This window comes from Delftia sp. 11MD, from assembly GCF_050907895.1.
Classification (GTDB): Bacteria; Pseudomonadota; Gammaproteobacteria; order Burkholderiales; family Burkholderiaceae_C; genus Comamonas; species Comamonas tsuruhatensis.
This window is the reverse complement of sequence record NZ_CP194333.1, coordinates 2,392,185-2,418,631: the sequence shown is the minus strand read 5'-3', so window position 1 is coordinate 2,418,631 and position 26,447 is coordinate 2,392,185. Positions and strand designations below refer to the sequence as shown.

At 68.6% G+C, this 26,447-nt stretch carries 23 protein-coding genes; 11 read left to right on the top strand and 12 right to left on the bottom strand.

The features are described from left to right. Positions 1-257: 257 nt before the first annotated feature. On the bottom strand, positions 258-4,346 hold the full coding sequence (gene hrpA / locus ACRSCF_RS10925; protein WP_244388028.1) for an ATP-dependent RNA helicase HrpA: 4,089 nt from the start codon (positions 4,344-4,346) through the stop codon (positions 258-260). Positions 4,347-4,560: 214 nt separating this feature from the next. On the opposite strand from hrpA, the gene ACRSCF_RS10920 reads away from it, so the two are divergent. Further along, on the top strand, positions 4,561-5,727 hold the full coding sequence (locus ACRSCF_RS10920; RefSeq protein WP_034367456.1) for a metallophosphoesterase: 1,167 nt from the start codon (positions 4,561-4,563) through the stop codon (positions 5,725-5,727). 3 nt (positions 5,728-5,730) lie between these two features. Here ACRSCF_RS10920 and ACRSCF_RS10915 read toward each other — a convergent pair whose 3' ends face one another. Next, a complete protein-coding gene (locus ACRSCF_RS10915) occupies positions 5,731-6,462 on the bottom strand; it encodes an ABC transporter substrate-binding protein (RefSeq protein ID WP_244388027.1) in 732 nt (243 codons plus the stop codon). Between the two features lie 279 nt (positions 6,463-6,741). On the opposite strand from ACRSCF_RS10915, the gene ACRSCF_RS10910 reads away from it, so the two are divergent. Together ACRSCF_RS10910 and ACRSCF_RS10905 are read left to right on the top strand one after the other, a co-directional pair. Next, entirely contained in the window at positions 6,742-7,449 is a 708-nt protein-coding gene (locus ACRSCF_RS10910) for a hypothetical protein (RefSeq protein WP_034367446.1), read from the top strand. Next, positions 7,397-8,143, top strand: coding sequence for a Fic/DOC family protein (locus ACRSCF_RS10905; protein ID WP_016448231.1), 747 nt, complete (start codon positions 7,397-7,399; stop codon positions 8,141-8,143). The genes ACRSCF_RS10910 and ACRSCF_RS10905 overlap by 53 nt, the downstream gene beginning before the upstream one ends. 27 nt (positions 8,144-8,170) lie before the next feature. Here the strand turns inward: ACRSCF_RS10905 and ACRSCF_RS10900 are convergent, their stop codons facing one another. The 3 genes from ACRSCF_RS10900 to ACRSCF_RS10890 form a co-directional block, all read right to left on the bottom strand. After that, positions 8,171-9,316 carry an AAA family ATPase gene (locus ACRSCF_RS10900; protein ID WP_244388026.1) on the bottom strand — a complete coding sequence of 382 codons (1,146 nt, stop codon included), beginning with the start codon at positions 9,314-9,316 and terminating at the stop codon, positions 8,171-8,173. A 35-nt stretch (positions 9,317-9,351) separates the two neighbouring features. Beyond that, positions 9,352-10,206 carry an RNA ligase family protein gene (locus tag ACRSCF_RS10895; protein ID WP_244388025.1) on the bottom strand — a complete coding sequence of 285 codons (855 nt, stop codon included), beginning with the start codon at positions 10,204-10,206 and terminating at the stop codon, positions 9,352-9,354. 411 nt (positions 10,207-10,617) lie between these two features. After that, positions 10,618-11,475, bottom strand: coding sequence for a LysR family transcriptional regulator (locus ACRSCF_RS10890; RefSeq protein ID WP_016448234.1), 858 nt, complete (start codon positions 11,473-11,475; stop codon positions 10,618-10,620). 120 nt (positions 11,476-11,595) lie between these two features. Between ACRSCF_RS10890 and ACRSCF_RS10885 the strand changes: the two genes are divergently transcribed. Next, positions 11,596-11,979, top strand: coding sequence for a tautomerase family protein (locus ACRSCF_RS10885; protein ID WP_016448235.1), 384 nt, complete (start codon positions 11,596-11,598; stop codon positions 11,977-11,979). A 50-nt stretch (positions 11,980-12,029) separates the two neighbouring features. Here ACRSCF_RS10885 and ACRSCF_RS10880 read toward each other — a convergent pair whose 3' ends face one another. Continuing rightward, a complete protein-coding gene (locus ACRSCF_RS10880; RefSeq protein ID WP_016448236.1) occupies positions 12,030-12,914 on the bottom strand; it encodes a LysR family transcriptional regulator in 885 nt (294 codons plus the stop codon). Positions 12,915-13,046: 132 nt separating this feature from the next. On the opposite strand from ACRSCF_RS10880, the gene ACRSCF_RS10875 reads away from it, so the two are divergent. Together ACRSCF_RS10875 and ACRSCF_RS10870 are read left to right on the top strand one after the other, a co-directional pair. Beyond that, the gene (locus ACRSCF_RS10875; protein WP_013801719.1) at positions 13,047-14,036 is read left to right on the top strand and encodes a Bug family tripartite tricarboxylate transporter substrate binding protein; all 990 of its coding nucleotides are present in this window, start codon (positions 13,047-13,049) and stop codon (positions 14,034-14,036) included. 13 nt (positions 14,037-14,049) lie between these two features. Beyond that, positions 14,050-15,681, top strand: a complete 1,632-nt coding sequence (locus ACRSCF_RS10870; RefSeq protein WP_244388024.1) for a gamma-glutamyltransferase family protein — start codon at positions 14,050-14,052, stop codon at positions 15,679-15,681. Positions 15,682-15,706: 25 nt separating this feature from the next. On the opposite strand, the gene ACRSCF_RS10865 is transcribed toward ACRSCF_RS10870, so the two are convergent. Further along, the gene (locus tag ACRSCF_RS10865; protein WP_016448238.1) at positions 15,707-16,702 is read right to left on the bottom strand and encodes a tripartite tricarboxylate transporter substrate binding protein; all 996 of its coding nucleotides are present in this window, start codon (positions 16,700-16,702) and stop codon (positions 15,707-15,709) included. A 26-nt stretch (positions 16,703-16,728) separates the two neighbouring features. Then, on the bottom strand, positions 16,729-17,613 hold the full coding sequence (locus tag ACRSCF_RS10860) for an amidohydrolase family protein (RefSeq protein WP_324623114.1): 885 nt from the start codon (positions 17,611-17,613) through the stop codon (positions 16,729-16,731). Positions 17,614-17,689: 76 nt separating this feature from the next. Here ACRSCF_RS10860 and ACRSCF_RS10855 point away from each other — a divergent pair, with 76 nt between their 5' ends. The 5 genes from ACRSCF_RS10855 (at position 17,690) to ACRSCF_RS10835 (ending at position 21,372) form a co-directional block, all read left to right on the top strand. Continuing rightward, positions 17,690-18,661, top strand: a complete 972-nt coding sequence (locus ACRSCF_RS10855; RefSeq protein ID WP_034367441.1) for a LysR family transcriptional regulator — start codon at positions 17,690-17,692, stop codon at positions 18,659-18,661. A gap of 24 nt (positions 18,662-18,685) precedes the next feature. Continuing rightward, entirely contained in the window at positions 18,686-18,952 is a 267-nt protein-coding gene (locus ACRSCF_RS10850; protein WP_016448241.1) for an antitoxin, read from the top strand. Then, positions 18,949-19,395 carry a type II toxin-antitoxin system VapC family toxin gene (locus ACRSCF_RS10845; protein WP_034367439.1) on the top strand — a complete coding sequence of 149 codons (447 nt, stop codon included), beginning with the start codon at positions 18,949-18,951 and terminating at the stop codon, positions 19,393-19,395. Before ACRSCF_RS10850 ends, ACRSCF_RS10845 begins: the two co-directional genes overlap by 4 nt. A gap of 63 nt (positions 19,396-19,458) precedes the next feature. After that, the gene (locus ACRSCF_RS10840; RefSeq protein WP_034367436.1) at positions 19,459-20,664 is read left to right on the top strand and encodes an MFS transporter; all 1,206 of its coding nucleotides are present in this window, start codon (positions 19,459-19,461) and stop codon (positions 20,662-20,664) included. Positions 20,665-20,742: 78 nt separating this feature from the next. Beyond that, positions 20,743-21,372 (top strand): DUF4124 domain-containing protein, encoded by a 630-nt coding sequence (locus ACRSCF_RS10835; protein ID WP_034367434.1) that lies wholly within the window; start codon positions 20,743-20,745, stop codon positions 21,370-21,372. 63 nt (positions 21,373-21,435) lie between these two features. On the opposite strand, the gene ACRSCF_RS10830 is transcribed toward ACRSCF_RS10835, so the two are convergent. Genes ACRSCF_RS10830 through ACRSCF_RS10815 form a run of 4 tightly spaced genes read right to left on the bottom strand, consistent with a single transcriptional unit; the run spans position 21,436 to position 26,308 of the window. Then, a complete protein-coding gene (locus ACRSCF_RS10830) occupies positions 21,436-22,581 on the bottom strand; it encodes an ABC transporter permease (protein ID WP_244388022.1) in 1,146 nt (381 codons plus the stop codon). Between the two features lies 1 nt (position 22,582). Beyond that, positions 22,583-23,797 carry an ABC transporter permease gene (locus ACRSCF_RS10825; protein ID WP_017406195.1) on the bottom strand — a complete coding sequence of 405 codons (1,215 nt, stop codon included), beginning with the start codon at positions 23,795-23,797 and terminating at the stop codon, positions 22,583-22,585. A gap of 13 nt (positions 23,798-23,810) precedes the next feature. Further along, complete coding sequence (locus tag ACRSCF_RS10820) at positions 23,811-24,860, bottom strand: HlyD family secretion protein (RefSeq protein ID WP_034367432.1); 1,050 nt, start codon at positions 24,858-24,860, stop codon at positions 23,811-23,813. Further along, positions 24,857-26,308: a TolC family protein gene (locus ACRSCF_RS10815; RefSeq protein WP_016448247.1), complete on the bottom strand. Its 1,452-nt coding sequence runs from the start codon at positions 26,306-26,308 to the stop codon at positions 24,857-24,859. Before ACRSCF_RS10815 ends, ACRSCF_RS10820 begins: the two co-directional genes overlap by 4 nt. Positions 26,309-26,447 lie beyond the last annotated feature (139 nt).

The window sequence follows — 26,447 nt, the reverse complement described above, 5'->3', positions numbered from 1 at the left end:
CTGAAAACGGGAAGTGGTTGATGCCTGCAGTCTAGAAACGCACAGGGCCCACCACAACGCCATGGAGCGGCCAGCATCTGTGCAGTTTCTGCACAGATCGCCCGTGCTTTGAAAAATGCCCCATCTCTGTGATGGCGCATACGGCCTTGGGCCTTGCATCGCTCCAACCGGCTGCGTGCCGGTGAAGGTGGCGATGCCGCGTTGAACCATGGCCTGCGGCCCTCCCGATCACGGAAGGGCCGCAGGCCGGCACGGCGCTAGTTCTGCAGCTGCTGCCAGACCTTGTCCAGCCGCTTGATGCTGACCGGGTACGGCGTGCGCAGCTCCTGGGCGAAGAAGCTCACGCGCAGCTCCTCCAGCATCCAGCGGTACTCCTGCATGCGCGCATCGATGTGGCCCTTGCGCTCGGCCACCAGGCGCCAGTAGCGCTGCTCCAGCGGGCGCAGCTCGGCCAGGCGGCTGGCGTCGCGCGCAGGGTCGGCGCGGTACTTGTCCAGCCGGCTGGTGATGGCCTTGAGGTAGCGCGCGTAGTGCTGCAGCTGGGTCCAGGGCGCGGCCGCGATGAAGTTCTTGGGCACCAGGCGCTGCAGTTGCTGGGCGGCGTCGGCCGTGGCGTCGGGCGCGTTCTTGGTGTCCTTGATCTTGCGCTGGGCCGCCGCGTACTCGACCAGGATGGTGGAGGCCATGCGCGCCACCTCGTTGGCGATCAGCGTCAGCCGGCCGCGTCCGTCCTGCACGCGCTGCTTGAACTGCGCGTCGTTGGTGGGCAGCGGCTCCTGCAGGAAGGCGCGGTCTATGGCCACGTCGATGATCTGCTCGCGCAGTTCCTCCTGCGTGCCCAGCGGCATGTAGGCGACGGCCATCTTCTGCAGGTCTGGAATGTTCTTTTCCAGGTACTTGAGCGCATCGCGGATCTGCAGCGCGAACAGGCGGCGCAGGCCCACGCGGTGGCGCGCGGCCGCGACCTCGGGTTCGTCGAAGACCTCGATGCCGACGGCATCGCCATGGTCGATCAGCGCCGGAAAGCCGATCAGCGTCTGCCCGCCCCGGCCGATCTCCATCAGCTCGGGCAGCTCGCCAAAGCTCCATTCCTTGTAGCGGCTGTCGGCGGGCTGGCTGGGCCTGGCGTTGCTGGCGGGCTTGGCCTGGTCCGCCTTTTCAGGCTTTGCTGTCTTGTCCGGCCTGGCGCCAGATGCCGCCTTCTTGCCGGCTTCGGACGCGGCGGCAGGTGGGGCCGCAGCCTCGGTGACCGAAGCCACCTTCAGCGCGGCCAGCGCCTGGAAGGCGCCGCGCGCCTTGGCGCCCAGTTCGGCCTTGAGCGCGCCCAGGTTGCGGCCCTGGCCCAGCTGGCGTCCATGCTCGTCCGTGATGCGGAAGTTCATGAACAGGTGCGGGCTGAGCATGTCCAGCTTGAAGTCGGCACGCTTGACGTCCAGCGAGGTCTCGTCGCGCACCTGCTTGAGCAGGGCATCGATGAGCGATCCCTGGCCCCAGCGCTCGGGCGTGGTGAAGAGTTCGGCCAGGCGCTGGGCGCTTTCGGGCAGGGGCACGAAGCGGCTGCGCGGGCGCTGCGGAAGGCTCTTGAGCAGGGCCTGGAGCTTGTCCTTGAGCATGCCGGGCACCAGCCATTCCACGCGCTCGTCGCTGACCTGGTTGAGCACGAACAGCGGCACGGTGACGGTGATGCCGTCGCGCGCGTCGCCCGGGCTGTGCAGGTAGCTGGCCGTGCAGTCCACGCCGCCGAGCTTGACCACCTTGGGAAAGGCCTGGGTGGTGATGCCGGCAGCCTCGTGGCGCATCAGTTCGTCGCGCGACAGGCGCAGCAGGTCGGCGTTTTCCTTGGCCGCCTCGCGGAACCAATGGTCGAAGGTGGCGCCGCTGAACACGTCCTTGGGGATCTGCTGGTCGTAGAAGGCGTAGATCAGCTCGTCATCGACCAGCACGTCCTGGCGGCGGCTCTTGTGCTCCAGCTCCTCGACCTTGCGCACCAGCTTGAGGTTGGCGGGCAGGAAGTGCCAGCGCGTGTCCCACTGACCCTCCACCAGGGCCTGGCGGATGAAGATCTCGCGCGCGGACTGCGGATCGATGCGGCCATAGCTCATGCGCCGGCCGTTGTAGACCACCAGGCCGTAGAGCGTGGCGCGCTCCAGCGCCACCACGTCGGCCTGGTTCTTGGACCAGTGCGGATCAAGCAGCTGCTTCTTGAGCAGGTGGGCGCCGACTTCCTCCAGCCACTGCGGATCGATGGCGGCGATGCCCCGGCCGTACAGGCGCGAGGTTTCCACCAGCTCGGCCGCAACGATCCAGCGCCCGGGTTTCTTGGACAGGTGGGCGCCCGGGTGCGGATGGAAGCGGATGCCGCGCGCGCCCAGGTAGGCGTCGCTTTCATCGCCCTTGTAGCCCAGGTTGCCCAGCAGGCCGGACAGCATGGACAGGTGCACGGCGTCGTAGCCCGCGGGCTCGGTGTTGACCTTCCACTTGTGCTCGTTGACCACGGTCAGCAGCTGCGAGTGGATGTCGCGCCATTCGCGCACGCGGCGGATGTTGATGAAGTTCTGGCGCAGCAGCTGCTCCCACTGGCGGTTGCTGAGCTTGTGCGAGGGCTCGTCATCCGTGCCGGGACCGGTGTCCTGCGGATGGAAGGCCGCCAACGCCTCGGCCGCCGGGGCGGCCACGCTCTGCCCGCCGCTGCGCTGGGCCACGGGCAGGAAGGCGGCATTGCGCGCCGATGGCTTGGCGGCCGGTGCCTGGGCCGTGGCCATTTCCTTGCGGCTCTTGGCCACCACCTTGCCGCCGCGCGCATCCTGCAGCCATTTCCACAGGCGCAGGTAGCCGCTGAATTCGCTTTTCTCGTCGTCGAACTTGGCGTGCTGCTGGTCGGCCTGCTGCTGGGCCTCCAGCGGCCGGTCGCGCACGTCCTGCACGGACAGGGCCGAGGCGATGACCAGCACCTCGGCCACGGCGCCGCGCGTGCGCGCCTCCAGGATCATGCGGCCCACGCGCGGGTCCAGCGGCAGGCGCGACAGCTCGCGGCCCATGGGCAGCAGCTCGCCGCGCTCGTCCACGGCGCCCAGCTCGCCCAGCAGCTGGTAGCCGTCGGCAATGGCGCGGCCCGAGGGCGCTTCGAGGAAGGGAAAGTTCACCACGTCGCCCAGGCCCAGCGACTTCATGCGCAGGATGACGCCGGCCAGCGAGGAGCGCAGGATTTCAGGGTCGGTGAAGCGCGCGCGCGTGCCGAAGTCGGCCTCGTCGTACAGGCGGATGCAGATGCCGTTGGCCACGCGGCCGCAACGGCCGGCGCGCTGGTTGGCCGCTGCCTGGCTGATGGGCTCGACCAGCAGCTGCTCGACCTTGCTGCGGAAGGAATAGCGCTTGACGCGCGCCGTGCCCGCATCGATCACATAGCGGATGCCGGGCACGGTCAGCGAGGTCTCGGCCACGTTGGTGGCCAGCACGATGCGCCGGCCCGTGTGGCTGTCGAAGATGCGGTCCTGCTCGGCCTGCGACAGGCGCGAGAACAGCGGCAGCACCTCGGCATGGCGCAGCACGGGCTGCTGTGCCAGGTGCTTGCGCAGGTGGTCCGCCGCCTCGCGGATCTCGCGCTCGCCGGGCAGGAAGACCAGGATGTCGCCACCCGCGCCGCCGGCCCACAGCTCGTCCACGCCTTCGGCGATGGCGTCGTTGAGGTCATGGTCGCGCTTTTCCTCGAACGGGCGCCAGCGCATCTCCACGGGGTAGGTGCGGCCCGAGACCATGATCACCGGCGCAGGCCCCTGGGGGCCTTCGAAGTGCCTGGAGAACCGCTCGGCATCGATGGTGGCCGATGTCACCACCACCTTGAGGTCGGGGCGCCGGGGCAGGATCTGCTTGATGTAGCCCAGCAGGAAGTCGATGTTGAGGCTGCGCTCGTGGGCCTCGTCGATGATCAGCGTGTCGTAGGCCTTGAGCAGCGGGTCGGTCTGCGTCTCGGCCAGCAGGATGCCGTCCGTCATCAGCTTGACCGAGGCGTCCTTGGACAGCCGGTCCTGGAAACGCACCTTGTAGCCCACCACATCGCCCAGCGGCGTGTTCAGCTCCTCGGCAATGCGCTTGGCCACCGAGCTGGCGGCAATGCGGCGCGGCTGCGTGTGGCCGATCAGGTGGCCGCGCACCTGGCCCTTGTCGTCGGGCGTGGCGTTGACCTTGCCCCGGCCCAGCGCCAGCGCGATCTTGGGCAGCTGCGTGGTCTTGCCCGAGCCCGTCTCGCCGCACACGATGATGACCTGGTGCCGGTCCATGGCCTCCATGATTTCCTCACGGCGGGCGGATACGGGCAGGGATTCAGGGAAGCTGATCTTCAAAGGCATAAGGGGCTGGATTATCCCCGCGCCATGCCGGCGGCGCCACGCGGCTGCAGATTTCCATACGCCGGCCCTGTGCCGCCCGCATGAAAACCCCCGCATGCCAGGGCCTTCGCCAAGTCAGGCCAGCGGCATGCAAGGCATTGCGCACAATCGGCGCTCGCCTTGCCGCCCGCTCCCGGCGCTGGCCGCCTCACCCGCCTTCCTCGATCTGCTCCCCATGGTTACTCTTGCCGCCCTCGTCATCCCGCTACTGGCCCTGTGGCTGTGGTGGCCCGTCCGCCTGATGCCGCGCCGCGCCCGCCTGATGGCGGCCGTCGCCACGGCGGCCCTGGGCTGCACGCCCGCCCTGCTGCTGGTGCTGCTGCGCGAGGGCACGGTCGAGTACCGCACGCTGGCCTATCTGCAGGTGCCGGGCGGCTGGGTGCTGGCCCTGCTGCTGATGCTGGCCGTCTTCATCGTGCTGCGCGACGGCCTCTGGGCGCTGGCCGCCGTGGCCCGGCGCGAGGACTGGAAGCAGCGCCTGCACGCACCGCTGCTCACGGCCGGCGCACTGGCCCTGGCGGGCCTGCTGTCGGCCTGGGGCGTGGCCAATGCGCTGCGCCCGCCCGAGGTGCACGAACGCACGCTGCGCCTGCCCGGCCTGCCCACCGGCCTGGAAGGCCTGCGCGTGGCCGTGCTGGCCGACATCCACGCCAGCCCCATCAACGACGCGCGCTATGTGCAGACCATCGTGGACCGCACGCTGGGCGCGCGCCCCGACCTCATCGTGCTGCCCGGCGACATGGTGGACGGCGACGTGGGCAGCGGCCGCGCCAACGTCGCGCCGCTGGCGCAGCTCAAGGCACGCCACGGCGTCTGGGCGGCGCCCGGCAACCATGAGTACTACAGCGGCTACGACGCCTGGATGGCCGAATTCCGCCGCCTGGGCCTGAACCTGCTGGAAAACCGCATGCAGCTGATCGATGTGCAGGGCGCGCGCCTGGCGCTGTCGGGCATCGGCGATCCGGCCTATGGCCGCCTGTCGCGCCAGAACACCGACCCGTCCGTGGCCGAAGGCGTGCCGCCCGACATCGACACCGTGGCCCGCCAAGCCAAAGAGGCTGGTGCGCAATACCACCTGCTGCTGGCCCACCAGCCCAAGACCGCCCGCGACAACGCGGCCCACGGCGTGGGCCTGCAGCTGTCGGGCCATACGCACGGCGGCCTGATCCTGGGAATGGACCAATGGCTGGTGGCGCCCGCCAATGACGGCTTTGTGCGCGGCGAGTACGAGGTCGGCGCCATGAAGCTCTTCGTCAGCGCCGGCGCAGGCCTGTGGGCCGGCTTTGCCGTGCGCCTGGGCGTGCCGGCCAGCATCGACCTGCTGGTGCTGCGCGGCGCCTGACCTTCAGGTCGCAGGCGCAACCGCTGCGCCCTGGATGCCGTGGCGCTGCAGTGCCTCGGCCACAAAGCCCGAGGCCTTGGCCTCTTCCACAAAGGCCGCCAGCACGCGCAGGGCCTCATCGCCCCGCCCCTTGGGCAGGCCCATGGCCTGCTGGATCACCATGAAGCGGCCTGGCAGCAGGCGCAGGCCGGGCAGGCGGGCGGCATCGGCCTCCAATTGCTGCTTGACGCCGGCGGCCACGTCGGCCGTCGATTCCACAAAGGTCTGCACCACGGCGGGCGAGGACACGGCGCGCTCTATCTGCGCATGCTTGAGCTCGCGGCTCAGGTACAGGTCATAGGCGCTGCCCTTGCCGACCACGACTGTGTGCCCGGCCCGGTCCACCTGGGCGTTGTCGGTCAGCGGCGAATCCTGGCGCACCAGGTAGCTGCCCTCGATCAGCACATAGGGTGCCGTGAAGCCGATGCCCGCGCCGCGCACGGGGTCCACGGCAAAGAAGCCGAAGTCGGCCTCCTCGCGCGTGACGGCATCCACCGACTTGGCGGCCGTGTCGAAGACCACCAGTTCCAGCTCCAACCCCAGCTGCTGCGCAAAGCGCCGGGCCAGGTCGATGGACACGCCCGCAGGCCGGCCGTCGGCATCCAGCCGCGCAAGAATGGGATTGCCGGTGTTGATGGAGGCGCGGATGCGGCCAAGCGGCGCGAGGGTGGACAGCAGCTGGGAGGAATGGTTCATGGATGGCTTTCGAAGTGGCAGACAGAAGGGGCGGCGGTCTTCAAACCTTCATTGTCTGCGCACACGGCCGGTGCAAGGTCCGGGTGTCATCTCACCAGCGAGCATGGCTTGCCGGTATCGGGTCTTGGATTGCCATTGAGTCCAGCACTGGAATTGGGGTTGGACTTCATCGCAATCCCTGCTGGTCAAGCGGCATGAAATCCGCACACAACCCATTGTTATAAAAGGAAAAAACAACACCTTAGAATCAGACCATGTAGAGATCGTCTGAGGCAGAGAATGAACCTGGACAGCAAACTTCAGATATCGCTGAGCAAGCGCTCCGGCAACATCGTGCTCCGGCGTGATCTGAGCAGATTGGCAAGCGCTTCCCACCTCAGCGAGGCCTTGCATGACTTGGTCTCGGACGGCCGCCTGATCCGCCTGGGCGCCGGCATCTATGCCAAGGCAAGGCCCGACGCCAGCGGCGATCCGCAGTTGCTCGCCCCCAGCGATGAGCTGGTCAGGGAGGTGCTGGACAGACTGGGAATCAGGTTTCGCAGCGTGGATCTGATCAACGAGGCGGGTCAGGCCACGCTGCTGATCGATGCAGGCAGCCAGCGCATCTCACGCAGGCTGAATCTGGGCGATGTCGCCGTGCGCTATGTCCGCAATCCCTCGGCACCTGATGAACCCGGCGAAACCTTGCCCGCAGACGTGAACGCCCTGCCCACCAAAGGTGTACGCCAGTTTGTCGAGCGGCTGGCCCGCACGCACCACATCCAGCACCAGCGTACCGGACTGGACGACTATGCACAGGCAGTCACACGCGCTGCAGGAGATGAAGTGGAGCTCGACAGCACGGGCAAGCTGCTCGTGGCCTTGAAGAAAAAACATGTCATCAATGGCCGGCAGCTTGCCAGGCTGATGACCAATCACATGAGGGAGGTGCAGGATGTTCGATCCGTTCGGGGACTTCGAAAGCGCGGGCTACCTGCGCAACATTGAAGGACTGAAAGACGCCCGTGAGGTCAAGATCCAGGAACACCTCTTTTTCGAGGCCAACCTGGAAGAAGCACTTGCCTTTCTGGCAAGCATCCGGGGCCGGATTGGCTACCGCGATTTTTTGCGCGTTCACGCCATCCTGTTTTCCGACTTCTACCCCTGGGCCGGCCAGGACAGGCGTGCGCTGGGCGTGGGCCGGCTCGTCGGCAGGGGTGCAGGCCTGCAATTCGAAGTGTCAGAGCTGTGCCAGCGCGCCGTCGAATGGGGCCTGGACATGGGCAACGATGCAGGCACCCTGCGCGACAAACCTGGTGCTGTCATGGGCGCGTTTGCCTGGGGTCATCCCTTTCTCGACGGAAATGGACGCAGCATGCTGCTGATCCATGCCGAGCTGTGCCACCGCGCGGGCTTTGCCATCGACTGGCTGGCCTCCAACAAGGAGGCTTATCTGAAGGCACTGACCCAGGAGATCCAGAACCCGCAAGGCAGACACCTCGATGCCTATCTGCGCCCCTTGATCACCTCTGCCAACACGCAGACCACCTTGCTTGATCATCTGCGGGCATTGCCAGGGCTGAAGGGTCCGGGCGATGACGTGCATCGCCCGGACATGAACGTGGCATACCGGGCCGACGACCAGGAAGCAGCCCAGTCCTATCTGGAGATGAAGCGGGCACGCGGCGAACACGCCGCTTGACAGCGGTACAGCACCCCTCCCCCTCCCCTACCCCTCATTGACCAGCAACGACAGCGCATGCGCCTCGGTAGGCAAAGGCACATCCCAGCGCTGCAGCAGGCCGAGCAGGGCCGCGTTGGTCAGCGTGGTGTCGCGCGCGCGGTTGCGGGCCAGCAGGGTTGGGCGGCTGGCTTCCAGGTGCACGAGTTCCACGCGGGCGCCGTAGGCCAGGCACAGGTCCACGGTCTTGCCGCGCATCTGGCGCGACAGGTGGGTGGCGTTCCAGACGAAGGGCTGGCCCGCGCGCAGCAGGGCCTTGGCCTTGTCCACGGCGTGGTGGGCGGCCGCGCCCTCGTTCTGGCCGTGGCGCAGGCCCAGCTCCGTACGCGCATCGTCGAAGGAGACCACGGGCAGGTCGCCATGGTGGGCGGCCACCCAGGTGTTCTTGCCGCTGGCCGGCAGGCCGCACATGACGATGGCGCGCGAGCCTTCCTGTGCGTGCAGCGCATAGTCGGGATGCAGCTGCGCGCCGCGGAAGTAGCGCACCGCCGTCTCGTCCGAGGCAAAGCGGCGCGGCGTGCGCAGGCAGCCCTCTTCCAGCGCGAACTCGCGCACCAGCTCGATGTTGACCAGCACGGACGCAATGTCCGGGCAGATGCGCCCGCGCATGTCGGCCCGCGCCAGCAGCGTGAGCAGGTGCAGGTCCACCTGCCAGGACAGCTCGCGCACGATGAACTCGGGCGAGAGGCCGCGCCGCGAATCGGCAAAGGCGAAGAACGGCACCTGGTGCACGGCGATCAGCCGGCAGATGGCCTCGCGCTGGTCCACGGGCGCGCCGGCTTCCCAGAGCATGAGCCGCGCATCCAGCGCACCCCGGCGCGAGTGGCCGGGCTGGCCGATGCGGCCGTCCTCGCCCACCACGGTGGTCGAGCACTTGGCCACGTCGTGCAGCAGCGCGGCCAGGAAGACCGTCTCGCGCTCGGTGGCGGTGAGTGCCGCATGGCCGGGGTCGGCCAGCAGCTCGCGTACCACCATCTGCGTGTGTGTCCAGACATCGCCTTCGGCGTGGTAGACCGGGTCCTGCGGCGTGGTTTTGGCCTGCTCCAGCAGGGGGAAGGCGGCCAGGCAGGCCGCGAAGTCGGGGTCGGCGCCGGGCTGCGGCACCAGGGACTGGATCTGTTTCCAGTTCGTCATGGCAATCTCCTTGCGATGGGTCTGCGCTGCAGGCCTCACCAGCTTTTTGAAATATCGGCCGCAAAGATGTCTGCGCCTTCGCGCAGCCCGTTGGGGACGATGGGCCGCTCGCTGTGGTGCGAGCCCGAGTCGAGGATGACCTGCACGAAGTCCGGCCGCACGAACTTGTAGCGCGCCACGGTCTGGCCGTCCTCCTCCACCTTGAGGTAGAGGCCTTCGGCCAGCTCGGAGCCGTCGGTCTGCCGCCAGCACAGCGGCAGGTCCAGCTTCTGGCGGGCCACCACCTGCTCGAAGGCCTGGCGCCAGCGCGCGCTGCGGCCCAGCGAGGGGGCCAGCAGCGCCAGCAGGTCCTGCATGCGCCGGGGCGCCGCCCCGCTGTAGAGCACGGGCACCGAGACCACGGGCACGCCGGCCAGCAGGGCATGGCGGCGCGGCGTGTCCAGGAAGCACTGCGCCGAGCGGTCCCAGATGTCGAACTCGCAGAACCAGTGCGGCAGCGCGTCGTAGAACAGCGAGTGCTTGGCATACATCCACTCGCCGAACACCTGGTAGCGGTCGTCCAGCAGGGACAGCAGCGCACCCTCGTGGGCCTGGGCCCATTGCTTGAAGAGGTTGAACTGGCGCTCGCGCCCGCCGGGCCGCTCGCTGTCCAGGTAGTGGCCGCGCGACTGCAGCAGCAGCTGGCCGTCGCCGGCAAAGCTCAGCGCGGCGTTGGCGCCGTCGAGCTTTTCCTCGACGACGATGTGCCGGCCGGCCAGCCGCTCATAGGGCACGGCGTCGTCCTGGTCGCCGGCCTGCAGGCGCGAGCCGCGCAGGTGCGGCGTACGGGGGTACTTGAGGATCTCGATGTTCGAAAGAAAACGAGGGCCTGGAGAAATGGATGGGGTCATGTCGTGCTTTCCAAAAGCGATGCAGCACCCCACGGCGACATGCCGTGGAGCGGGAAAAGCCGACGACGACGCCAGGCGCCGCAATGCAGGGGATACAGCGACAGCGCGGCCTGGCCCGTGGTGGCCGGGCCGGCAGGCTGTCGAAGGGGAAGATGGCAGGACTGTCGGGGCCGTCCGCAAAAAGGACGGTCAGCCGCAAGCCCTCAAAAGGCCACGCACCGCAGCGCACACGCAAAAGACATCCGGGGCAAGGCCAGGATCAGCGTGTGACGAAGTCGTTCAGCAGGAAGCTGTGCGGCGGGGCATGGTGCACCTCGAAAGGGTGAGGGTGGATGGGAGGGGTGCGAGTCTATCGCCCGTTGCCCCGCAGGCACAAGCGGCTGCGCGCCATGCCGGGCCGATTGTTGGCTGCTAGCCACGCACGGCGGACTTGAAGGCGGCGCCCAGCGCATCCAGCGCCGCGCGCGGCCGGCCTTCGCGCACGCGGGTGTGCAGCAGCACGGGCAGGCGCGGCAGCGTGGGCAGGCCCAGGCGCGGGCCCACGTCCACGGCGCCCAGGGCCAGCATGCGCGGCGCCAGCGCAGCCACGCCCAGCCCCGCCATGACGGCGGCCGAGACAGCGGCCACGCCGCCGCCCACGAACACCTCGGTCCACGGCATGCGCGCCGTATCCAGCAGTTGCCCGGCCATGGCGCGCACGCCGCAGGGTTCGGCCAGCGTGGCCAGCGGCAGGGGCTCGCCCGCGCGGTGCTGCCAGCCGGGCGCGGCAAACCAGCCGAAGGGCTCCTCGGCCAGCAGCTCGCCGTCGTCACGCCCGGCATGCGTGCGAACGATCACCGTGTCGTACTCGCGCCGGTCGAACCCCTGCAGCAGCGGGCCGGACGATGCGATGCGGATGTCGATCAGCAGTTGCGGGTCCTGCGCATTCATGCGGGCGATCAGGGCCGGCAGCTCCGGCCCGGCCACGTGGTCGCTGATGCCGATGGTCAGCCGCTGGCGCGTGCTGACGGCCAGCGCCAGTGCGCGCTCATGGGCCTGCAGCAGTTCGCGCGCATGGGGCAGGAAGTCGGCGCCCAGCGCCGACAGCTGCACATGGCGCGGCGTGCGCTCGACCAGCCGGCAGCCCAGCCGCTGCTCCAGCCGCTTGAGCTTGAGGCTGACTGCGGCCTGCGTGGTCTGCATGGCTTCGGCCGCGCGCGTGAAGCTGCCCAGGTCCGCGATGTGCACGAAGCCTTGCACGGCATCCAGGTCCAGAGGTCGTTGAATCATTTCAATCCATTATTACTGATATCAGCAATCATGGCTTTTCAAAATATCTGGCGCAGCCTACCTTCGAGGCTCCCACAACGCAAAGCAACGCAACTCAACTCAACGCAAAGGAGCCACACCATGCCCATGACCCGGATCAACATGCGCGCCGGCAAGTCCCCCGCCTACCGCCAGGCCATCTGCGACAGCCTCTACCGCGCCATGCGCGAGACCTTCAACGTGCCGGAGGACGACCAGTTCATGACCATCACCGAGCATGACGGCGACAACTTCCGCTACAGCGCCTCCTACCTGGGCGTGGCGCGCAGCGACGATCTGGTGCTGGTGCAGCTCACGGTCAGCAACACCCGCAGCCTGGAGCAGAAGATGGCGCTGTTCAGCCGCATCGCCGAGCTGCTGGTCGAAAGCCCCGGCCTGCGGCCCGAGGACGTGTTCGTCAACCTGGTCGAGGTGGACAAGGAGAACTGGTCCATGGGCCATGGGCTCGCGCAATACGCAACTTAAGACACGCGGATCGGCGCAACACCCACAGCGGCGCGCTCAGTCCGGCACACTCAGTCCGGCACAGCCAGCGCCGCCACGAATTGCTGGCCCACGGCGGTGATGATCTCGGCGCGCGCCGCCGTGCGCAGCTGCACCAGGGCGATCTGCCGGCTCTCGGCAGTCTGGGCAAGGGGCAGCACGCGCAGGCGCGGGTCGCCCTCCCAGCCATGCCGCGCCAGGTTGGGCAGCATGGCCACGCCCATGCCGTCGCGCACCAGCTCCACGATGGTCTCGATGGAGTTGAGCTCCAGGAACTCCTGGGGCTTGGCGCGCAGACGGCGCAGCGTGCGCTCCACCAGCTCGCCCGTGTGCTCGGTGCGGTCGAAGCGGATGAAGGGATAGCGCTCCACCATGTCGGCAGGCGCCGCGGGCCGGGCGGCGCGCGGCGCCAGCAGCACCATGGGCTCGGCGTACAGCGGCGTCCAGACCAGCGAGGGGCGCTTGATGGCCGGGTTGTAGACCACCACGGCCGCGTCCAGCTCATGGTTCTCCACCTGGGCGATCAGCCGGTTGGACTTGCCCGAGACCACATGCAGGTCCACCGCCGGATGGTGGCGCTTGAGCTCCAGCGTGGCGCGCACCAGCTGGCTCAGCGCCGAGACGATGGAGCCGAACTGCACGGTGCCGGCCAGCGGTGCGTCGGCCCGCGTGCCGTGCTTGGCCTGCTCGTACAGCGCCACCAGCTGGGTGGCAATGGGCACCAGCGCCCGGCCCTGCTCGTTGAGCGTGACCAGCTTGCCCTGGCGCGCGAACAGCTTGCGCTTGAGGTCGTTTTCCAGCGTGCGCATCTGCAGCCCCACGGCCACCTGGGTCAGCGCCACGCGCTGTCCGGCGGCGGTGAAGGAGCCCTCGGCCGCCACGGCGAGGAAAGTGCGAAGAATGCGCAGGCTTGGCATAAAAGTTTTGCTTTCAAGATTCGTAAGAAATTCCAGCTTTCACCAAACAGTTTCTATCATCAAAATCGCTGGCAACCGATAGCCGATCGTCCTGATCGCACCCTCCCACTTCCCGGATTTCTGGAGATCTCCATGCCTGCACCCGTGTCCCGCCGCCTGCTCGTCTGCTGCGCCGCCCTGTTGACCTGCGCCACGCCCGGCTGGGCCGCGCCCGCCGCCGATGCCTGGCCCTCGCAGCCGCTGAAGATCATGGTGGGCTTTGCCGCCGGCGGCGCCAACGACATCGTGGCCCGCATCCTGGCCAAGGAGCTGCAGCAGCGCCTGGGCCAGAGCGTGGTGGTGGAGAACCGCGGCGGCGCGGGCGGCCTGATCGCCAGCGAAGTGGTGGCCAAGGCGCCCAAGAACGGCTACACGCTGCTGCTGGGCTCCATCGGCAGCAACACCGTGGCGCCCGTGCTGGCCAAGAAGCTGTCGTTCGACCCGCGCAAGGACCTGGAGCCCATCACCCTGGTTGCCGAATCCGGCAACGCGCTGCTGGTGAACGCCGCCCTGCCCTACAAGACGGTGCAGGAAATGATCGAGGCCGCGCGCAAGGCGCCGGGCAGCATCAACTACGCATCGTCGGGCAACGGCTCCACGCTGCACCTGGCCGGCGCGCTGTTCGCGCAGCAGGCGGGCGTGAACCTGGTGCACGTGCCCTACCGCGGCAACGGCCCGGCCATCACCGATGTGTCGGGTGGCCAGGTGCAGGCCATCTTCTCGGGCATTCCGCCCGCCATCACCTCGGCCAAGACCGGCCAGACCCGCATCCTGGCCGTGACCACGAAGCAGCGCGTCAAGAACCTGCCCAACGTGCCCACCGTCGCCGAGGCCGGCCTGCCCGGCTATGCCTTCACGTCCTGGTACGGCCTGTTCACCACGGGCGGCACGGACCCGGCCATCGTCGAGCGGCTGGCCCAGGAAGTGCGCAAGATCATGGAGCGCCCCGAAGTGCAGGCCCAGTTCGAGGCCCAGGGCCTGGACCCCGAGACCAGCGACCCCAAGTCCTTCAAGCAGCAGATCGACCGCGAGCTGACGCGCTGGAGCCGTGACGTGAAGACCATGGGCATCACCGCCGACTGAGGCAGGTTCTTTCATGCACGCCTCTTCCTCACCCTTCACTCCCGGCAACCCCTACGACTCCAGGCGGGTGCCCGTGTTCGCGCGCAATGCCGTGTCCACTTCCCACCCGCTGGCGGCGCAGGCCGGCCTGCGCATGCTGTGGGCAGGCGGCAACGCGGTGGACGCGGCCATTGCGGCGGCGGCGGCCATGACCATCGTCGAGCCGGTGAGCAACGGCCTGGGCTCGGACGCCTTCTGCATCCTCTGGGATGGCAAGGAGCTGCACGGGCTCAACGCCAGCGGCCGCGCACCGCAGGGCTGGGCGCCCGAGTACTTCCACCAGCGCTATGGTCGCCAGGACAAGCCGCCGCGCCGGGGCGTGGACTCCATCACCGTGCCGGGCGCCGTCAGCGCCTGGGTGGCCCTGCACGAGCGCTTCGGCAAGCTGCCCTTTGACGCGCTGATGGAGCCGGCCGCCGAGATCGCCGAGCGCGGCTACCTGGTGCCGCCCGTGGTCCAGCAGAAATGGGCCGCAGGCGCGCCCGAGCTGCAATCGCAGCCGGGGTTCAGGGAAAGCTTCCTGCCCCGGGGCCGCGCGCCGGAAGTGGGCGAGCTGTTCCGCTTTCCCGCCGCAGCGCGCGCCCTGCGCGCCATTGGCGCCACGCGCGGCAAGGCCTTCTATGAAGGCGAGATTGCCCGGGCCGTGACCTCGTTCGTGCAGCAGCACGGCGGCTGCCTGGGCATGGCCGACATGGCCGCGCACGAGGTGCAATGGGTGCAGCCGCTGGCCAAGGACTACCGCGGCCACACGCTGCACGAGATCCCGCCGGGCGGGCAAGGCATTGCCGCGCAGATCGCGCTGGGCATTCTGTCCAACTTCGACCTGGCCAGCCTGCCCGTGGATGGCGTGGCCTCCCAGCATCTGCAGATCGAGGCCATGAAGCTGGCCTTTGCCGACATCTACCGCTACGTGGCCGATGCGGACATGGAGGTGACGCCCGCACAGATGCTCGACGACGCCTACCTGGCCTCGCGCGCCAGGCTGATCGATCCGCGCCGTGCGCAGGACTTCAAGGCCGGCAACCCCGTGCGCGGCGGCACCATCTACCTGACGGCAGCCGACGAGAACGGCATGATGGTCAGCTTCATCCAGAGCAACTTCTCGGGCTTTGGCTCGGGCGTGGTGGAGCCGACCTTCGGCATCAGCCTGCAAAACCGCGGCCACGGCTTCGGCACCGACCCCCAGCATCCCAACCGCGCCAACCTGGTGGGCCCGGGCAAGCGCCCCTTCCACACCATCATTCCGGCCTTCCTGACCCGCGACGGCCAGCCCGTGATGAGCTTCGGCGTCATGGGCGGCAACATGCAGCCCCAGGGCCACATGCAGACTGTGGTGCGCATGCTGGACTACCGCCAGTCGCCCCAGGCGGCCTGCGATGCGCCGCGCTGGCGCGTCAACGAAGGCCTGTCCATCAACGTGGAAGGCGGCATGGACCCGTCCACCATCGCCGGCCTGCAGGCGCTGGGCCACCAGGTGGAGGTCATCCACGACCCCTACCAGGACTTCGGCGCCGGCCAGTTCATCTGGCGCATGGGCGATCCCGCCGTGGAGGGCTACCAGATCGCCAGCGACCCGCGCCGCGACGGGCTGGCGGCCGGGTACTAGAGGAACGGAAAAATGCGCGCGGCGGCTACTCCGCGCGCAGACGCCCCTGGCGGGTCAGCCGCGCCGCCAGCGCGGCTTCTTCGCTGACCAGGCGCTGCAGCACGGCCGCGCTGGCCGGGAAGGGCTCGCTGCCCAGCTCGCGGATCAGGCGGCTGAACTCCGGGTCGGCCACAGACTGGGAGATCCAGCCATACAGGCTGTCCACGCTGGCCGTGGGCGCACCCTTGGGCGCGAACACGCCCACGAAGGTGGTGGCATCGAACACCGGCAGGCCCAGCTGGGCCAGGTCGGGCACATCGGCCAGCCCGCCCCCGGCGCGCGGCCCCAGCACGAACAGCGCGCGCAAGGCGCCGCTCTTGATATGCGGCGTGGAGCTGGTGATCTGGTCCACCACGGCATCGATCTGCCCGCCGATCAGATCGACCAGGGCCGGCCCCGATCCCTTGTAGGGCACGGGATTGACGCGCACCTTCACGGCATCTTCCAGCTGCAGCACGGCCAGGTGATTGGGCGAGCCCGGGCCGGCATGGCCCACGGTCACGCTGCCATCCCTGGCCTTCATCGCCTTGATGAAATCGGCAGCGGTCTTGAAGCGCGCGTCGTTGGCGCGCACCACCACGACCACGGGCGTGCGGCTGACCACGGCAATGGGCGCAAAGCTGTCGGCGCGGTAGGGCAGCTTGATCATCTCGGGCAAGGTGCCCAACTGGCCCGGCGTGGCCACCAGCAGCGTATGCCCGTCCGGCTCGGCGCGCGCCACCCAGCCCGAGCCCACGGCACCACCGCCGCCCGCACGGTTGTCCACGATCACGGACTGCCCCGCATGCCGGGCCAGCGGAATGCCCAGCGTGCGGGCCACGATGTCCACGTTGCCGCCCGGCGCAAAGGGCACGACCAGCGTGAGCGGCTTGGCGGGAAATGCGCGCGCCTGCACTGCCGATGCAGCCGATGCCGCAGCCAGCGCCGCGAAAGATACCGCCGTGCGGATAAAGCCTCTGCGGCCCGATGTGATTCGATTCATTTTCTCTGTCTCCTGCTATTTGAAAATCAATGACCCCAATACAGGCGCGCGGGGTTATCGACCAATACCGTGTGCCTGTATTCCTCTGGAACCCAATCCACCAATGCCCGCGCCAATTCGCCAGCGGAATTCGAACGGGCCTTTATTCCGGGATGCGGCCAGTCCGACCCCCATACGATCCGGTGCGGATTGGCCTGCACCAGGGCATGTGCAATGGGAACCACGGCCGGGTCCACGGCCGATGCCGTTGCCGATATCCGGTAGGCGCCCGAGAACTTCACCCAGGCCCGGCCTTCCTTCATCAGCGCCTGCAGATTGCGGCTGCCCGGCCCGCCGGCGCCCAGCTGGCGCGACGGGTGGCCGAAGTGATCCACCACCACGGCCACGCCCATGTCGGCCACGCGCTGCGCCAGGCCAGGGTCTTCATCCACGTTCACCAGCAATTGCACATGCCAGCCCAGGCCCCGGATGCGGTCGACCACGGCCTGCAGGCTGGAGACGGAGACCCCGCCCGAAAACAGCGCATTGCACCGTGCGCCCCGCACGCCCAGGGCGTGCAGCGCTTCGATCTCTGTATCCGGCGTGTCCTCGTAGATCACGGCCACGCCACGCATGCGGCCCGCCTCGGCATGGCGCAGCGTCTGCTTGAGAAGGCCGTGATCGCGGCCATACACGCTGGGCTGGACCAGAACGCAACGGTCCACGCCCAATGGGCGAAAGGCTTTCCAATAATCGTCCATGGACGCAACGGCCGGTGTATAGGCGCGCTCCGCAATCAACGGAAAATCTTCTGAACGACCAAATACATGGAAATGGGTATCGCAGGAATTTTCTGGAAACAGATATTGTTCCGCTGGATTTTCGACTGCGTCGCAATCACCGGCACAGCGGTTGAAACTGGGTGAATTCATGGGCATTCATTTCAAAGCTGGTGCATTGTCGTGACGCACGTAAAATTCAGTCAAGCTCATCTTTGTCATCATCAAAATGAACAGCATTCAACATGCAGACGGTGCGCCCCGGGCCCCGGTCAACCTGCGCAGCATCGACCTCAACCTGCTGGTGATCTTCGAGGCCCTGGTGGAGGAACGCAGCGTGGGCAAGGCCGCCGCGCGGCTGGGCATCACCTCCTCGGCCGTCAGCCATGCGCTGCGCCGGCTGCGCACCCAGTTCAACGACCCGCTGCTGCTGCGCACGGCCGAAGGCATGTCGCCCACGCCCGAGGCCGTGCGCCTGGCGCGCAGCTTCCGCAAGGCCTTCAGCGAGATCGAAAGCGCCATCGAGGTCAGCAAGGGCTTCGATCCGGCCACGGCGCGGCGCAATTTCCACCTGCGCCTGTCCGACTACGTGGGCGTGCTGCTGCTGCCGCAGCTGTGCATCCATCTGCGCGCCGTGGCGCCGGGCATCAGCCTGTCGGTGCAGTCCTTCGACGGCCGCCAACCCTCGGATCGCGTCGAGTACGAAGGCGTGGAGATACGGCTGTCCGTCTCGCGCGGGCGCTCGGTGCTGTCGGCGTCACGGCGCCTGCTGGACGACCAGTGGATGGTGCTGATGCGCAAGGACCATCCGGCCGCCGCCTCCCCGCTCACGCTGGAAAAATACCTGGAGCAAGGCCACCTGAAGGTCACGGGCGTGGGCAGCAGCATCGTGGATGAACTCCTGGCCGAGCGCGGGCTGGCGCGGCGCGTGATGTTCCAGGTGCCCACCTGGCTGGGCATGGTGCCCGTCATCGAATCCACCGACCTGGTGGCCGCCATGCCCGCGCACTGGATGCACAGCGTGCTGTCCGGCTCCAACTGCGTGGCGCGCCCCATGCCCCTGCCCGAGCTGGCCCTGTCCATCGACGCCGTCTGGCATCCGCGCAACGACCATGACGCGGGGCACAAATGGTTCAGGGAGCTGATCCACCAGATCTTCCAGGAGGCGTACAGCAAGTCACAGTGCGGATATATACTTTGATACATACCAGCAGGAGGAATCACCGTGACGCAGACTGCCAAGCTTTTCACCACCGGTCGCAGCCAGGCCGTGCGCCTTCCCTATGAATTCCGGTTCGAGGAAAAAGAGGTCTACATACGTCGCGACCCCGTCACGGGCGACGTGATCCTGTCGCGCCGTCCCGACTCATGGCAAGAGTTCTTTGCGCTCGACGCCACCACCGACGTGCCGGCCGATTTCATGGACACCGCTGACCGAGCGCAGCCAGAGTCAGGCCGCGATCCGTTTGCCGACGAAGGCAGTACGCGATGACACGCTACCTGCTGGACACCAACATCGCCAGCCACATCATCAAAGGCGATATCCCTGCCGTGCGCGAACAGCTGGTTCGCGTACCCATGCACCAGATCGCAGTGTCGGCGGTCACGCAGGCCGAACTGATGTACGGGGTCGCCAAGCGCGGCCACCCTGCCGGGCTGTCGCTGCGGGTGACAGGGTTCCTGGCCCGCGTCGAGGTGCTGCCCTGGACGGCCCAGGTGGCCGATGCCTACGGCCACCTGCGCGCCGCTTGCGAGGCGGCCGGCATCACGCTGGCCTCCATGGACATGATGATTGCCGCGCACGCCCTGCTCCTGCAGCAGCAGGCCGCGCAGGCCGGCGAGCGCTCGGTGCTGGTCACAAGAGACCGGGTGTTCAGCCGCATTCCCGAACCCGGACTGGCCATCGCGGACTGGACGACCGGCCCGGCTGGCTGAATCGGCGCTTAACCCAGCCCTCATGCTTTTCGGTGAAGATGCGGTCTTTCCGCCGCACAAGCCATGACACCAGAACAACACACTCCAGCGCTGCAGCGCCGCAACCTCGGCCTGCTCGTGGCCGCGCAATCGCTGGGGGGCGCGTCGCCACCCATCATCATTTCGCTGGGCGGCCTGGTGGGGCAGCAGCTGTCCACCAATCCCACGGCCACCACGCTGCCGGTCAGCATCTACCAGTTGGGCCTGGCGCTGTCCACGCTGCCTGCGGCTTGGCTGATGCAGCGCATGGGGCGGCGCACGGCCTATGTGCTGGGCGCCATCCTGGGCGTGGTCTCGGGCGTGATCGCCGCCCAGGGCATTGCGCACTCCGATTTCGTGGCCTTCTGCATCGGCACGGCGCTGGCGGGCTTTTACGCGGCCTGCGTGCAGAGCTACCGCTTCGCGGCCACCGACGCCATGACCGACCCCGCCGAGCAGGCTCGCGCCATCTCGCGCGTGATGATCGGCGGGCTGATCGCGGCCATCATCGGCCCGCAGGTGGTGATCTGGACGCGCGACGCCCTGCCCATGACGCCGTTCGCCGGCAGCTTCTACAGCCAGGCCGTTCTCGCCCTGCTGGCCCTGCCGCTGCTGCTGGGCCTGAAGCTGCCGCCGCCCCAGGCCCGCGCCGTGGCGGGCGAGGCCCGGCCGCTGGCCGAGATTGCGCGCACACCGCAGTTCATCGTGGCGGCTTCGGCCGGCGTGGTCAGCTACGGCCTCATGGCCTTTCTGATGACGGCCGCGCCCATGGCCATGGTGGGCTGCGGCCACACGGTGGGCGAGGCGGCGCTGGGCATCCAGTGGCATGTGCTGGCCATGTTCGCGCCCAGCTTCTTCACGGGCCGGCTGATCGCGCGCTTCGGCAAGCGCCGCATCACGGCGCTGGGGCTGGTGATGATCGCGGCCTCTGCCCTGATGGCGCTGATGGGGCTGGAGCTGCTGCACTTCTGGGGCTCCCTGGTGCTGCTGGGCGTGGGCTGGAACTTCGGCTTCATCGGCGCCACGGCCATGGTGACCGAGTGCTACCGCCCTGCCGAGCGCGCCAAGGTGCAGGCGCTCAATGACTTCCTGGTCTTCGGCACCGTGGCCGTGGCCTCGTTCGGCTCGGGCCAGTTGCTGCACACGGCCGGCTGGGACGGCATCAACACCTGGCTGCTGCCCATCGTGGGCGTGGTGCTGCTGATGCTGGCCATGCAGGGACGGGGTCGCGGCGCGGGCGCGCCGGCCTGAAGTGTGAAGCGCATGTCGGAACGGACGCCATGCCAGGCCATCGGAAATCGTGGTCCAGACCTCTTGTGGAGAGAATCCATGCGTGAAGCCATTGCACTGTTGTGCGGCCTGACATTCGCAGTTCCAGCCATGGCGCAGATCTATCAATGCAAGGATCCATCCGGAGAAATGAATTTCTCCGACCGTCCATGCAGCAGCGCGCAAGTCGGCGGCATGATCGAGCGCCGAAAGACGGATGCGGAGATTCTCCAGGAGCGCGCCGAGGCCGCGCAGGCCAACGAGCGCAAATACCGCCAGCAGGCCGTCGACGCACAGCGGCGCCAGATCGATAGCCAGCAGCGCATGATCGACCAGCAGGCGCAGCAGCCCACGCCTGCATCAGCCTCCCCGGGCTGCAGCCAGGCTCGCAAGGAGCTGGAATTCGTCTCCAGCATCCGCAGCCTCTCCGAAGGCGAAAAGCGCATGCGCATGAATGCGCAGATCTCCAACGTGAACGCATCCTGCGGCACGAATATGCCCTTGCTCCAGGAGCCACCCAAGATTGTCCTGACCCCTCCAGCCGGCACCCGCACCGTAAAGCTCGACCGGTGCAAGGCAGACAGCTGCTTCGACATCAAAGGCAACCTCTATCGCCGGTATCGCGACACCTTGACCGCCTACAACGGGCTGATCTGCGTGCTGGAAGGCGACACGATTCGCTGCGACTGAGCGGCGCCGTCCAACCCATGATGGGATCCGCCAAGGCGGACCTGTGCTGGACGCAGCATCGGTCTACTTGCGGCCATCCCCGGGCAGGTCTGCACGGCGGCTGCCCAGCCAGAGCACGGCCACCCAGCCCAGCAGCGCCAGGGCCAGCAGCACGGACAGATGCCATAGCGCCGCCTCCAGCGGGGCGCCGGCCTGGTTCAGTCGCAGCGAGGCCTGGATGGCGGCAGTGCTTGGCGACAGCCAGCGCAGCGCCTGCAGCAGTTGCGGCAGGGCCTCGGCCGGCCAGCTGAAGCCGCCGACGAAGGCCAGCGGGATGGAGGTGAACAGCACCACCTGCATGGCGCGCTCACGGTTGGCCAGCCACCAGCCCAGCAGCGCCGCCGCTCCCGCCACGGCCGGGACGAAGACGGCCAGCAGTGCCAGCGCGCCCCAGGGATTGCCGCCGCGTGGATAGTCGTGCCAGACGAAGATCCAGCCGAAGTAGTACAGGCCCGAGAGCCAGCCCAGCGTGCACAGCGCCAGCAGCCGCGCCAGCCAGGTGCGTGCCGGCGCCCGGTCCAATCCCTGCTCGCGCCAGGTTCCCACCAGCAGCGCGCCGCCCATGAGCAGCGTCTGCTGCAGGATGATGATGGCCACGGCGGCGACGACGAAGCTGCCGTAGCCTTCCGTCGGATTGAACAGGGCCTGCATCTGCAGGTTGACGGGCGAGCGGCTGGCCTGGGCCTGCAGTGCGCTCTGTCCGCCGGCCGTCAGCCGCCGCAGCTCCACGCCTGCCGAGACCGTGCCGAAGGCTTCGGCAAAGCCGTACTGCACCTGCTTGGCGGCCAGCGGGTAGGCACCGTTGGCATAGACGGGGACCACGGCCTCTTCGCTGCGCACCACGCGGCGCTTGAGGTCGCGCGGCAGCAGCGCGTAGCCCATGACGCGGCCATCCAGCAGGGCCTGCTGCGCCTGGGCCTCGTCGCCCGTGACCAGAGCGACTTCGATGCGCGGGCTGGCCTGGGCAAAGCGCATCATCTGGCGTGCCAGCCCGCTGCCGTCGTGCTGCACCACGGCCACGGGCACGCGCTGCACCACCTCCTGCCCATAGAACCAGGGATAGAAGAAGCCGTAGAGCACGGGCGCGCCCACCAGCAGCATGAGCACGCCCACGTCGCCGAACACGGCACGCAGGGCGTTGAGGAAGTCATGCGCAAAGCCCCTGGCCATCTCAGCGCCCTCCCCATTTGTCGGGGCGGGAAAGGCCGCGCGCCAGGCCTGCCGTGGCCAGCAGCAGCAACACCAGCGCGGCCAGCAATAGCCCGGCCACCACGGGCAGGCTCTGCACGATGGGCGCGCCCATCTGCAACTGCTCTATCTGCAGCCGCGCATAGTGGGTATAGGGCATGGACAGGGCCCAGGCACGCGCCGAATCCGGCATGGCCAGCAGCGGAAAGCCCACGCCGCTGAACGCAAAGGCCGGCGCCGACAGCAGGCCCGCCCCCGAAAGCGCCGTGCGCAGCGACAGCGTGAGCGCCGCCAGCAGCGCCCCCGCCGCCAGGCTCACGGCGATCAGCAGCAGCAGGGCCAGCGCCACCCAGGCCAGGCTGGCAGCGCCCTGCCCCGGATGCCAGCCCCGTCCGGCCGTGAGCCACAGCATGGCCAGCGTACCGCCCAGGCCCAGGCTGGCCCAGGACAGCGCCAGCTTGCCTGCCAAGGCGCCCGCAATGGCGCTCCAGCCGGGCTTTGCCGGGCCCGCAGCCTCGGCCATCCACTGGCCCAGCGTGCGGTCGCGCAGCTCGCGCCCCACGGACCAGGCGCCGGCCGTCATGCCCAGGATGTGCAGCAGCGCGGGAATCAGCGCCGCCGCCAGGAACTGTTCGTAATTGGTGGAGATGTTGAACAGCGACACCAGGTTGGTGCGTATGGGCTCCATGCGCACGCGCAGCGCCTGGGCCGGGTCGCCGCGCTTGGCACGGGCCTGCATTTCCACGCCGGCCGACAGCGTTCCCACCACCTGGCGCAGGTCGCGCTGGATCAGGCTGGAATGCGTGGCCAGCTGGGCGTTGTGCATGAGCACCACGTCGGCCCCCTGGCCCCGCTTGATGTCGCGCGCAAAGCCGGGCGGGATCTGCACCACGGCGTAGGCATTCATGGACTGCAGCGCCCATTGCGCCTCCGAGGCATTGAGCGCCTGCGACTGCACGGCCAGGCCCGGCGTGGCGTCCAGCATGCGCACCAGTTGGCGCGACAGGGCGCTGTGGTCCTGGTCCCAGACGGCGACGGGCAGGCGCTGGACCAGGCCTGCCGAGAAGATCCAGACCATGAGCAGCAGCGCCAGCAGCGGCACCCAGCTGACCATGGCCAGGTCCCAGGGCCGTCCGCGCAGCAGACGCCATTCGCGCCGCAGGCTGGCGGCAAAGGCCGTGGGCGGGTTCGCGCTCACTGCCGCCGGCCGCTCAACGGCCGCCTTCCACGACCACGCTCATGCCGGGCCGCGCGCCTGCAATGGGCTGCTGCGGCCGCGCGCGGACCTCGAAGGTGCGCGCATCGAAGCCTTGGCCGGCGCGCGTGGCGCGCCAGGTGGCGAAGTCGGGCAGCACACCCAGGTAGTAGACCTCGAAGCCGGCCTCGCGGTTGTCCAGGCCCGGCAGGCGGCCGGTGAAACGGCTGCCCTGGGCAAAGCGTGCAAGCTGGTCCTCGCGCACATTGAGCACCACCCACTGGTCGGCCAGGTCCACCACGGTGACCACGGCCACGCCCTGCGGGGACAGCTCGCCCTGGCGGGCCAGCACCTGGACCACCTCGCCGCCCACGGGGCTGCGCAGCTCGGTCTCGGCACGCGCGGCCTCCACCTCGGCGACCACGCCCTGCACCTGGCGTGCCTGGGCCTGGGCAGCGCTGCGATCCTCCTGGCGCGCGCCCGAAGCCGCCATTTCATACTGCGCGCGCGCGGCCAGCGCCTGGTCGCGCGAGGCGCGCCAGTTGGCATCGGCTTCATCGCGTTTCTGGGCCGCAACCAGTCCCTGGTCGAAGAGGCTTTGCACGCGGCGCAGCGAGGTCTGGGCCAGGTCGGCGGCCGTCTGGGCGCGCTGCCAGTTCAGGCGCGCCATCTGCACTTCCTGCGGGCGGGCGCCGGCCTGCGCCTTGTCGGCCTGGGCCTGGGCGGCATCGCGCGCGGCCTCGGCCTGGGCCAGCTTGGCGCGCACCTCGGGGCTGTCCATCTCCACCAGCAGATCGCCGGGCTGGATCTTCTGGCCTTCGGTGACCCGCACCTTGGCGATGCGCGCCGTGACCTTGGGCGCGATGTCGGTCTCGCGTGCCTCCATCTGGCCCTGGAAATACAGGGGGGCGGGCTGCGCCGCACGCCAAAAGCCCCAGGCCACAAGCAGCAGCACGGCCAGCACGATGGCCAGGGCCAGCCAGGGGCGCCTGCGCCCCGGCGGCACGGGCGCGGGGCCGGGTGTTTCGGGGGCGCTGCGGGGATGGTCGGGCGTGGCTGTGCTCATGGTGCGTCGGGTGGGATCTGTATGTCGGCCTGGGCCATGAATCGGTCGAATTCCTCGCTCTGGCCCGTGCTCTCCAGCAGTGCGGCCAGGGCCTGCACATACTGGTTGGCCAGTTCGGCACGCTGGGTCTGGACCTTGGCGAGATTGAGGCTGGCATCGATCAGGTCCAGCGTGGTGCTGGTGCCTTCCCGCAGGCCGGCCTCGCGCAGCCGCAGCAGCTCGCGCGCAAGATCCTCCTGGGCCTGCTGGGCCTGGTACTGGCGGCGTGCCTGCTCCACGCCCAGCCAGTTCTTCTCGACCAGCAGCGCGATGTCGCTGAGCGCCTGGGCTTGGGTCAGCTCGGCCTGCTCGATCTTGCGCTGCGAGGAGGCGGCCAGCGCATCGCGGTCGATGCTGTCCCACAGCGTCCAGCGCACGGCCACGCCTGCCACCCAGTTGGGCTTGCCGCTGGTGTTGACCTCGCGCGAACCGAAGGCCAGCAGCTGCGGCCGGCGCAGCGCCTCCTGGGCATCGTGCAGGGACTCGGCCTGGCGCTTCTTGGCCTGGACCTTGTCCAGACCCGGATGGTGCGACTGGGCCGCGGCGACAAAGCCGTCCAGCGGCGGCAAAGGCCGGCTGCTGACGAACAGCGGCGTACTGGGCAGCACCTGCCGCTGCGCCTTGACCGTGCGCGCCAGCGCCGCTGCGGCCAGGTCTGCGTCGTCGCGCGATTTGCGCGCCTGCTGCTCGGCGTCGGCCAGCGCGGCACGGGCCTGCAGGCGCTCCAGCCGGGAGATCACGCCCGCCTTGAGCATGCTTTGCGCGGCCGCGTCATGCACGCGCACGCCCTCAAGCGCACGCTCGCGCAGCCGTGCGGCCCGCTCGGCCAGCTGGGCGCCGAAGTAGCGCTGCACCAGCAGCGAATGCAGGGCGTGGCTGCTGCTGGCCGCATCGGCCAGGGCTTCGTCGGTGGCAGCGTCCAGGCCACTGCGCACCGCATCGGACAGGCCGCCCAGGTACAGCGGCCAGACCAGGGACAGGCTGGCCGAGGCATTCGTGCTCTTGCGCTGCAAGGCATAGGAGGTGGGCAGTTGCGGCAGCGAGGGAATGGCCGGCCCCACCGAGGGCGGCAGCTGGCCGAGGACGCCGTCCAGGGTGCGCCGCGCAGGATCGAGATCGATGTCGGCATTGGCCGAGTAGCGGTAGCCCAGGCCCGTGATGGCCACGGAAGGCCCGCCCAGCCCCTGCGTACCCTGGCGTCTGAGCCGCGCGCTTTCCACGGCCTTGGCCGAGGCGGCCAGTTGGTCGGAGCCTTGCAGCAGCGCCTGGCGGGCCTGCACGAAGCTCATCGCGGCGGCAGCCTGGGAGGCCGGAGCCTCCCCTGCCGCCTGGGCTGCCCCTGCGACCATGCCCAGCGCCGCCAGCCACGGCACAAGGCGCGCGGGCCGCGCAAGCAACGGAAAAAACATGGAAGCGCTCAATGGCATGAATGGGGGCGCCTTGCGTGGTTCACCGATGGTGGCGAAGCTTACACGGGCTTGCAGGCGGGCTACCGTCGGACAAGGTCCTGTGCCTTGTGCCCCCGGCACTGTGCAGCAGGGTCGATTT

Coding starts and splice junctions, on each gene's coding strand:
- hrpA (WP_244388028.1), bottom strand. CDS start 4,346: ATGCCTTTGAAGATCAGCTTCCCTGAATCCCTGCCCGTATCCGCCCGC.
- ACRSCF_RS10920 (WP_034367456.1), top strand. CDS start 4,561: ATGGTTACTCTTGCCGCCCTCGTCATCCCGCTACTGGCCCTGTGGCTG.
- ACRSCF_RS10915 (WP_244388027.1), bottom strand. CDS start 6,462: ATGAACCATTCCTCCCAGCTGCTGTCCACCCTCGCGCCGCTTGGCCGC.
- ACRSCF_RS10910 (WP_034367446.1), top strand. CDS start 6,742: ATGAACCTGGACAGCAAACTTCAGATATCGCTGAGCAAGCGCTCCGGC.
- ACRSCF_RS10905 (WP_016448231.1), top strand. CDS start 7,397: ATGTTCGATCCGTTCGGGGACTTCGAAAGCGCGGGCTACCTGCGCAAC.
- ACRSCF_RS10900 (WP_244388026.1), bottom strand. CDS start 9,316: ATGACGAACTGGAAACAGATCCAGTCCCTGGTGCCGCAGCCCGGCGCC.
- ACRSCF_RS10895 (WP_244388025.1), bottom strand. CDS start 10,206: ATGACCCCATCCATTTCTCCAGGCCCTCGTTTTCTTTCGAACATCGAG.
- ACRSCF_RS10890 (WP_016448234.1), bottom strand. CDS start 11,475: ATGATTCAACGACCTCTGGACCTGGATGCCGTGCAAGGCTTCGTGCAC.
- ACRSCF_RS10885 (WP_016448235.1), top strand. CDS start 11,596: ATGCCCATGACCCGGATCAACATGCGCGCCGGCAAGTCCCCCGCCTAC.
- ACRSCF_RS10880 (WP_016448236.1), bottom strand. CDS start 12,914: ATGCCAAGCCTGCGCATTCTTCGCACTTTCCTCGCCGTGGCGGCCGAG.
- ACRSCF_RS10875 (WP_013801719.1), top strand. CDS start 13,047: ATGCCTGCACCCGTGTCCCGCCGCCTGCTCGTCTGCTGCGCCGCCCTG.
- ACRSCF_RS10870 (WP_244388024.1), top strand. CDS start 14,050: ATGCACGCCTCTTCCTCACCCTTCACTCCCGGCAACCCCTACGACTCC.
- ACRSCF_RS10865 (WP_016448238.1), bottom strand. CDS start 16,702: ATGAATCGAATCACATCGGGCCGCAGAGGCTTTATCCGCACGGCGGTA.
- ACRSCF_RS10860 (WP_324623114.1), bottom strand. CDS start 17,613: ATGAATTCACCCAGTTTCAACCGCTGTGCCGGTGATTGCGACGCAGTC.
- ACRSCF_RS10855 (WP_034367441.1), top strand. CDS start 17,690: ATGAACAGCATTCAACATGCAGACGGTGCGCCCCGGGCCCCGGTCAAC.
- ACRSCF_RS10845 (WP_034367439.1), top strand. CDS start 18,949: ATGACACGCTACCTGCTGGACACCAACATCGCCAGCCACATCATCAAA.
- ACRSCF_RS10840 (WP_034367436.1), top strand. CDS start 19,459: ATGACACCAGAACAACACACTCCAGCGCTGCAGCGCCGCAACCTCGGC.
- ACRSCF_RS10835 (WP_034367434.1), top strand. CDS start 20,743: ATGCGTGAAGCCATTGCACTGTTGTGCGGCCTGACATTCGCAGTTCCA.
- ACRSCF_RS10830 (WP_244388022.1), bottom strand. CDS start 22,581: ATGGCCAGGGGCTTTGCGCATGACTTCCTCAACGCCCTGCGTGCCGTG.
- ACRSCF_RS10820 (WP_034367432.1), bottom strand. CDS start 24,860: ATGAGCACAGCCACGCCCGACCATCCCCGCAGCGCCCCCGAAACACCC.
- ACRSCF_RS10815 (WP_016448247.1), bottom strand. CDS start 26,308: ATGTTTTTTCCGTTGCTTGCGCGGCCCGCGCGCCTTGTGCCGTGGCTG.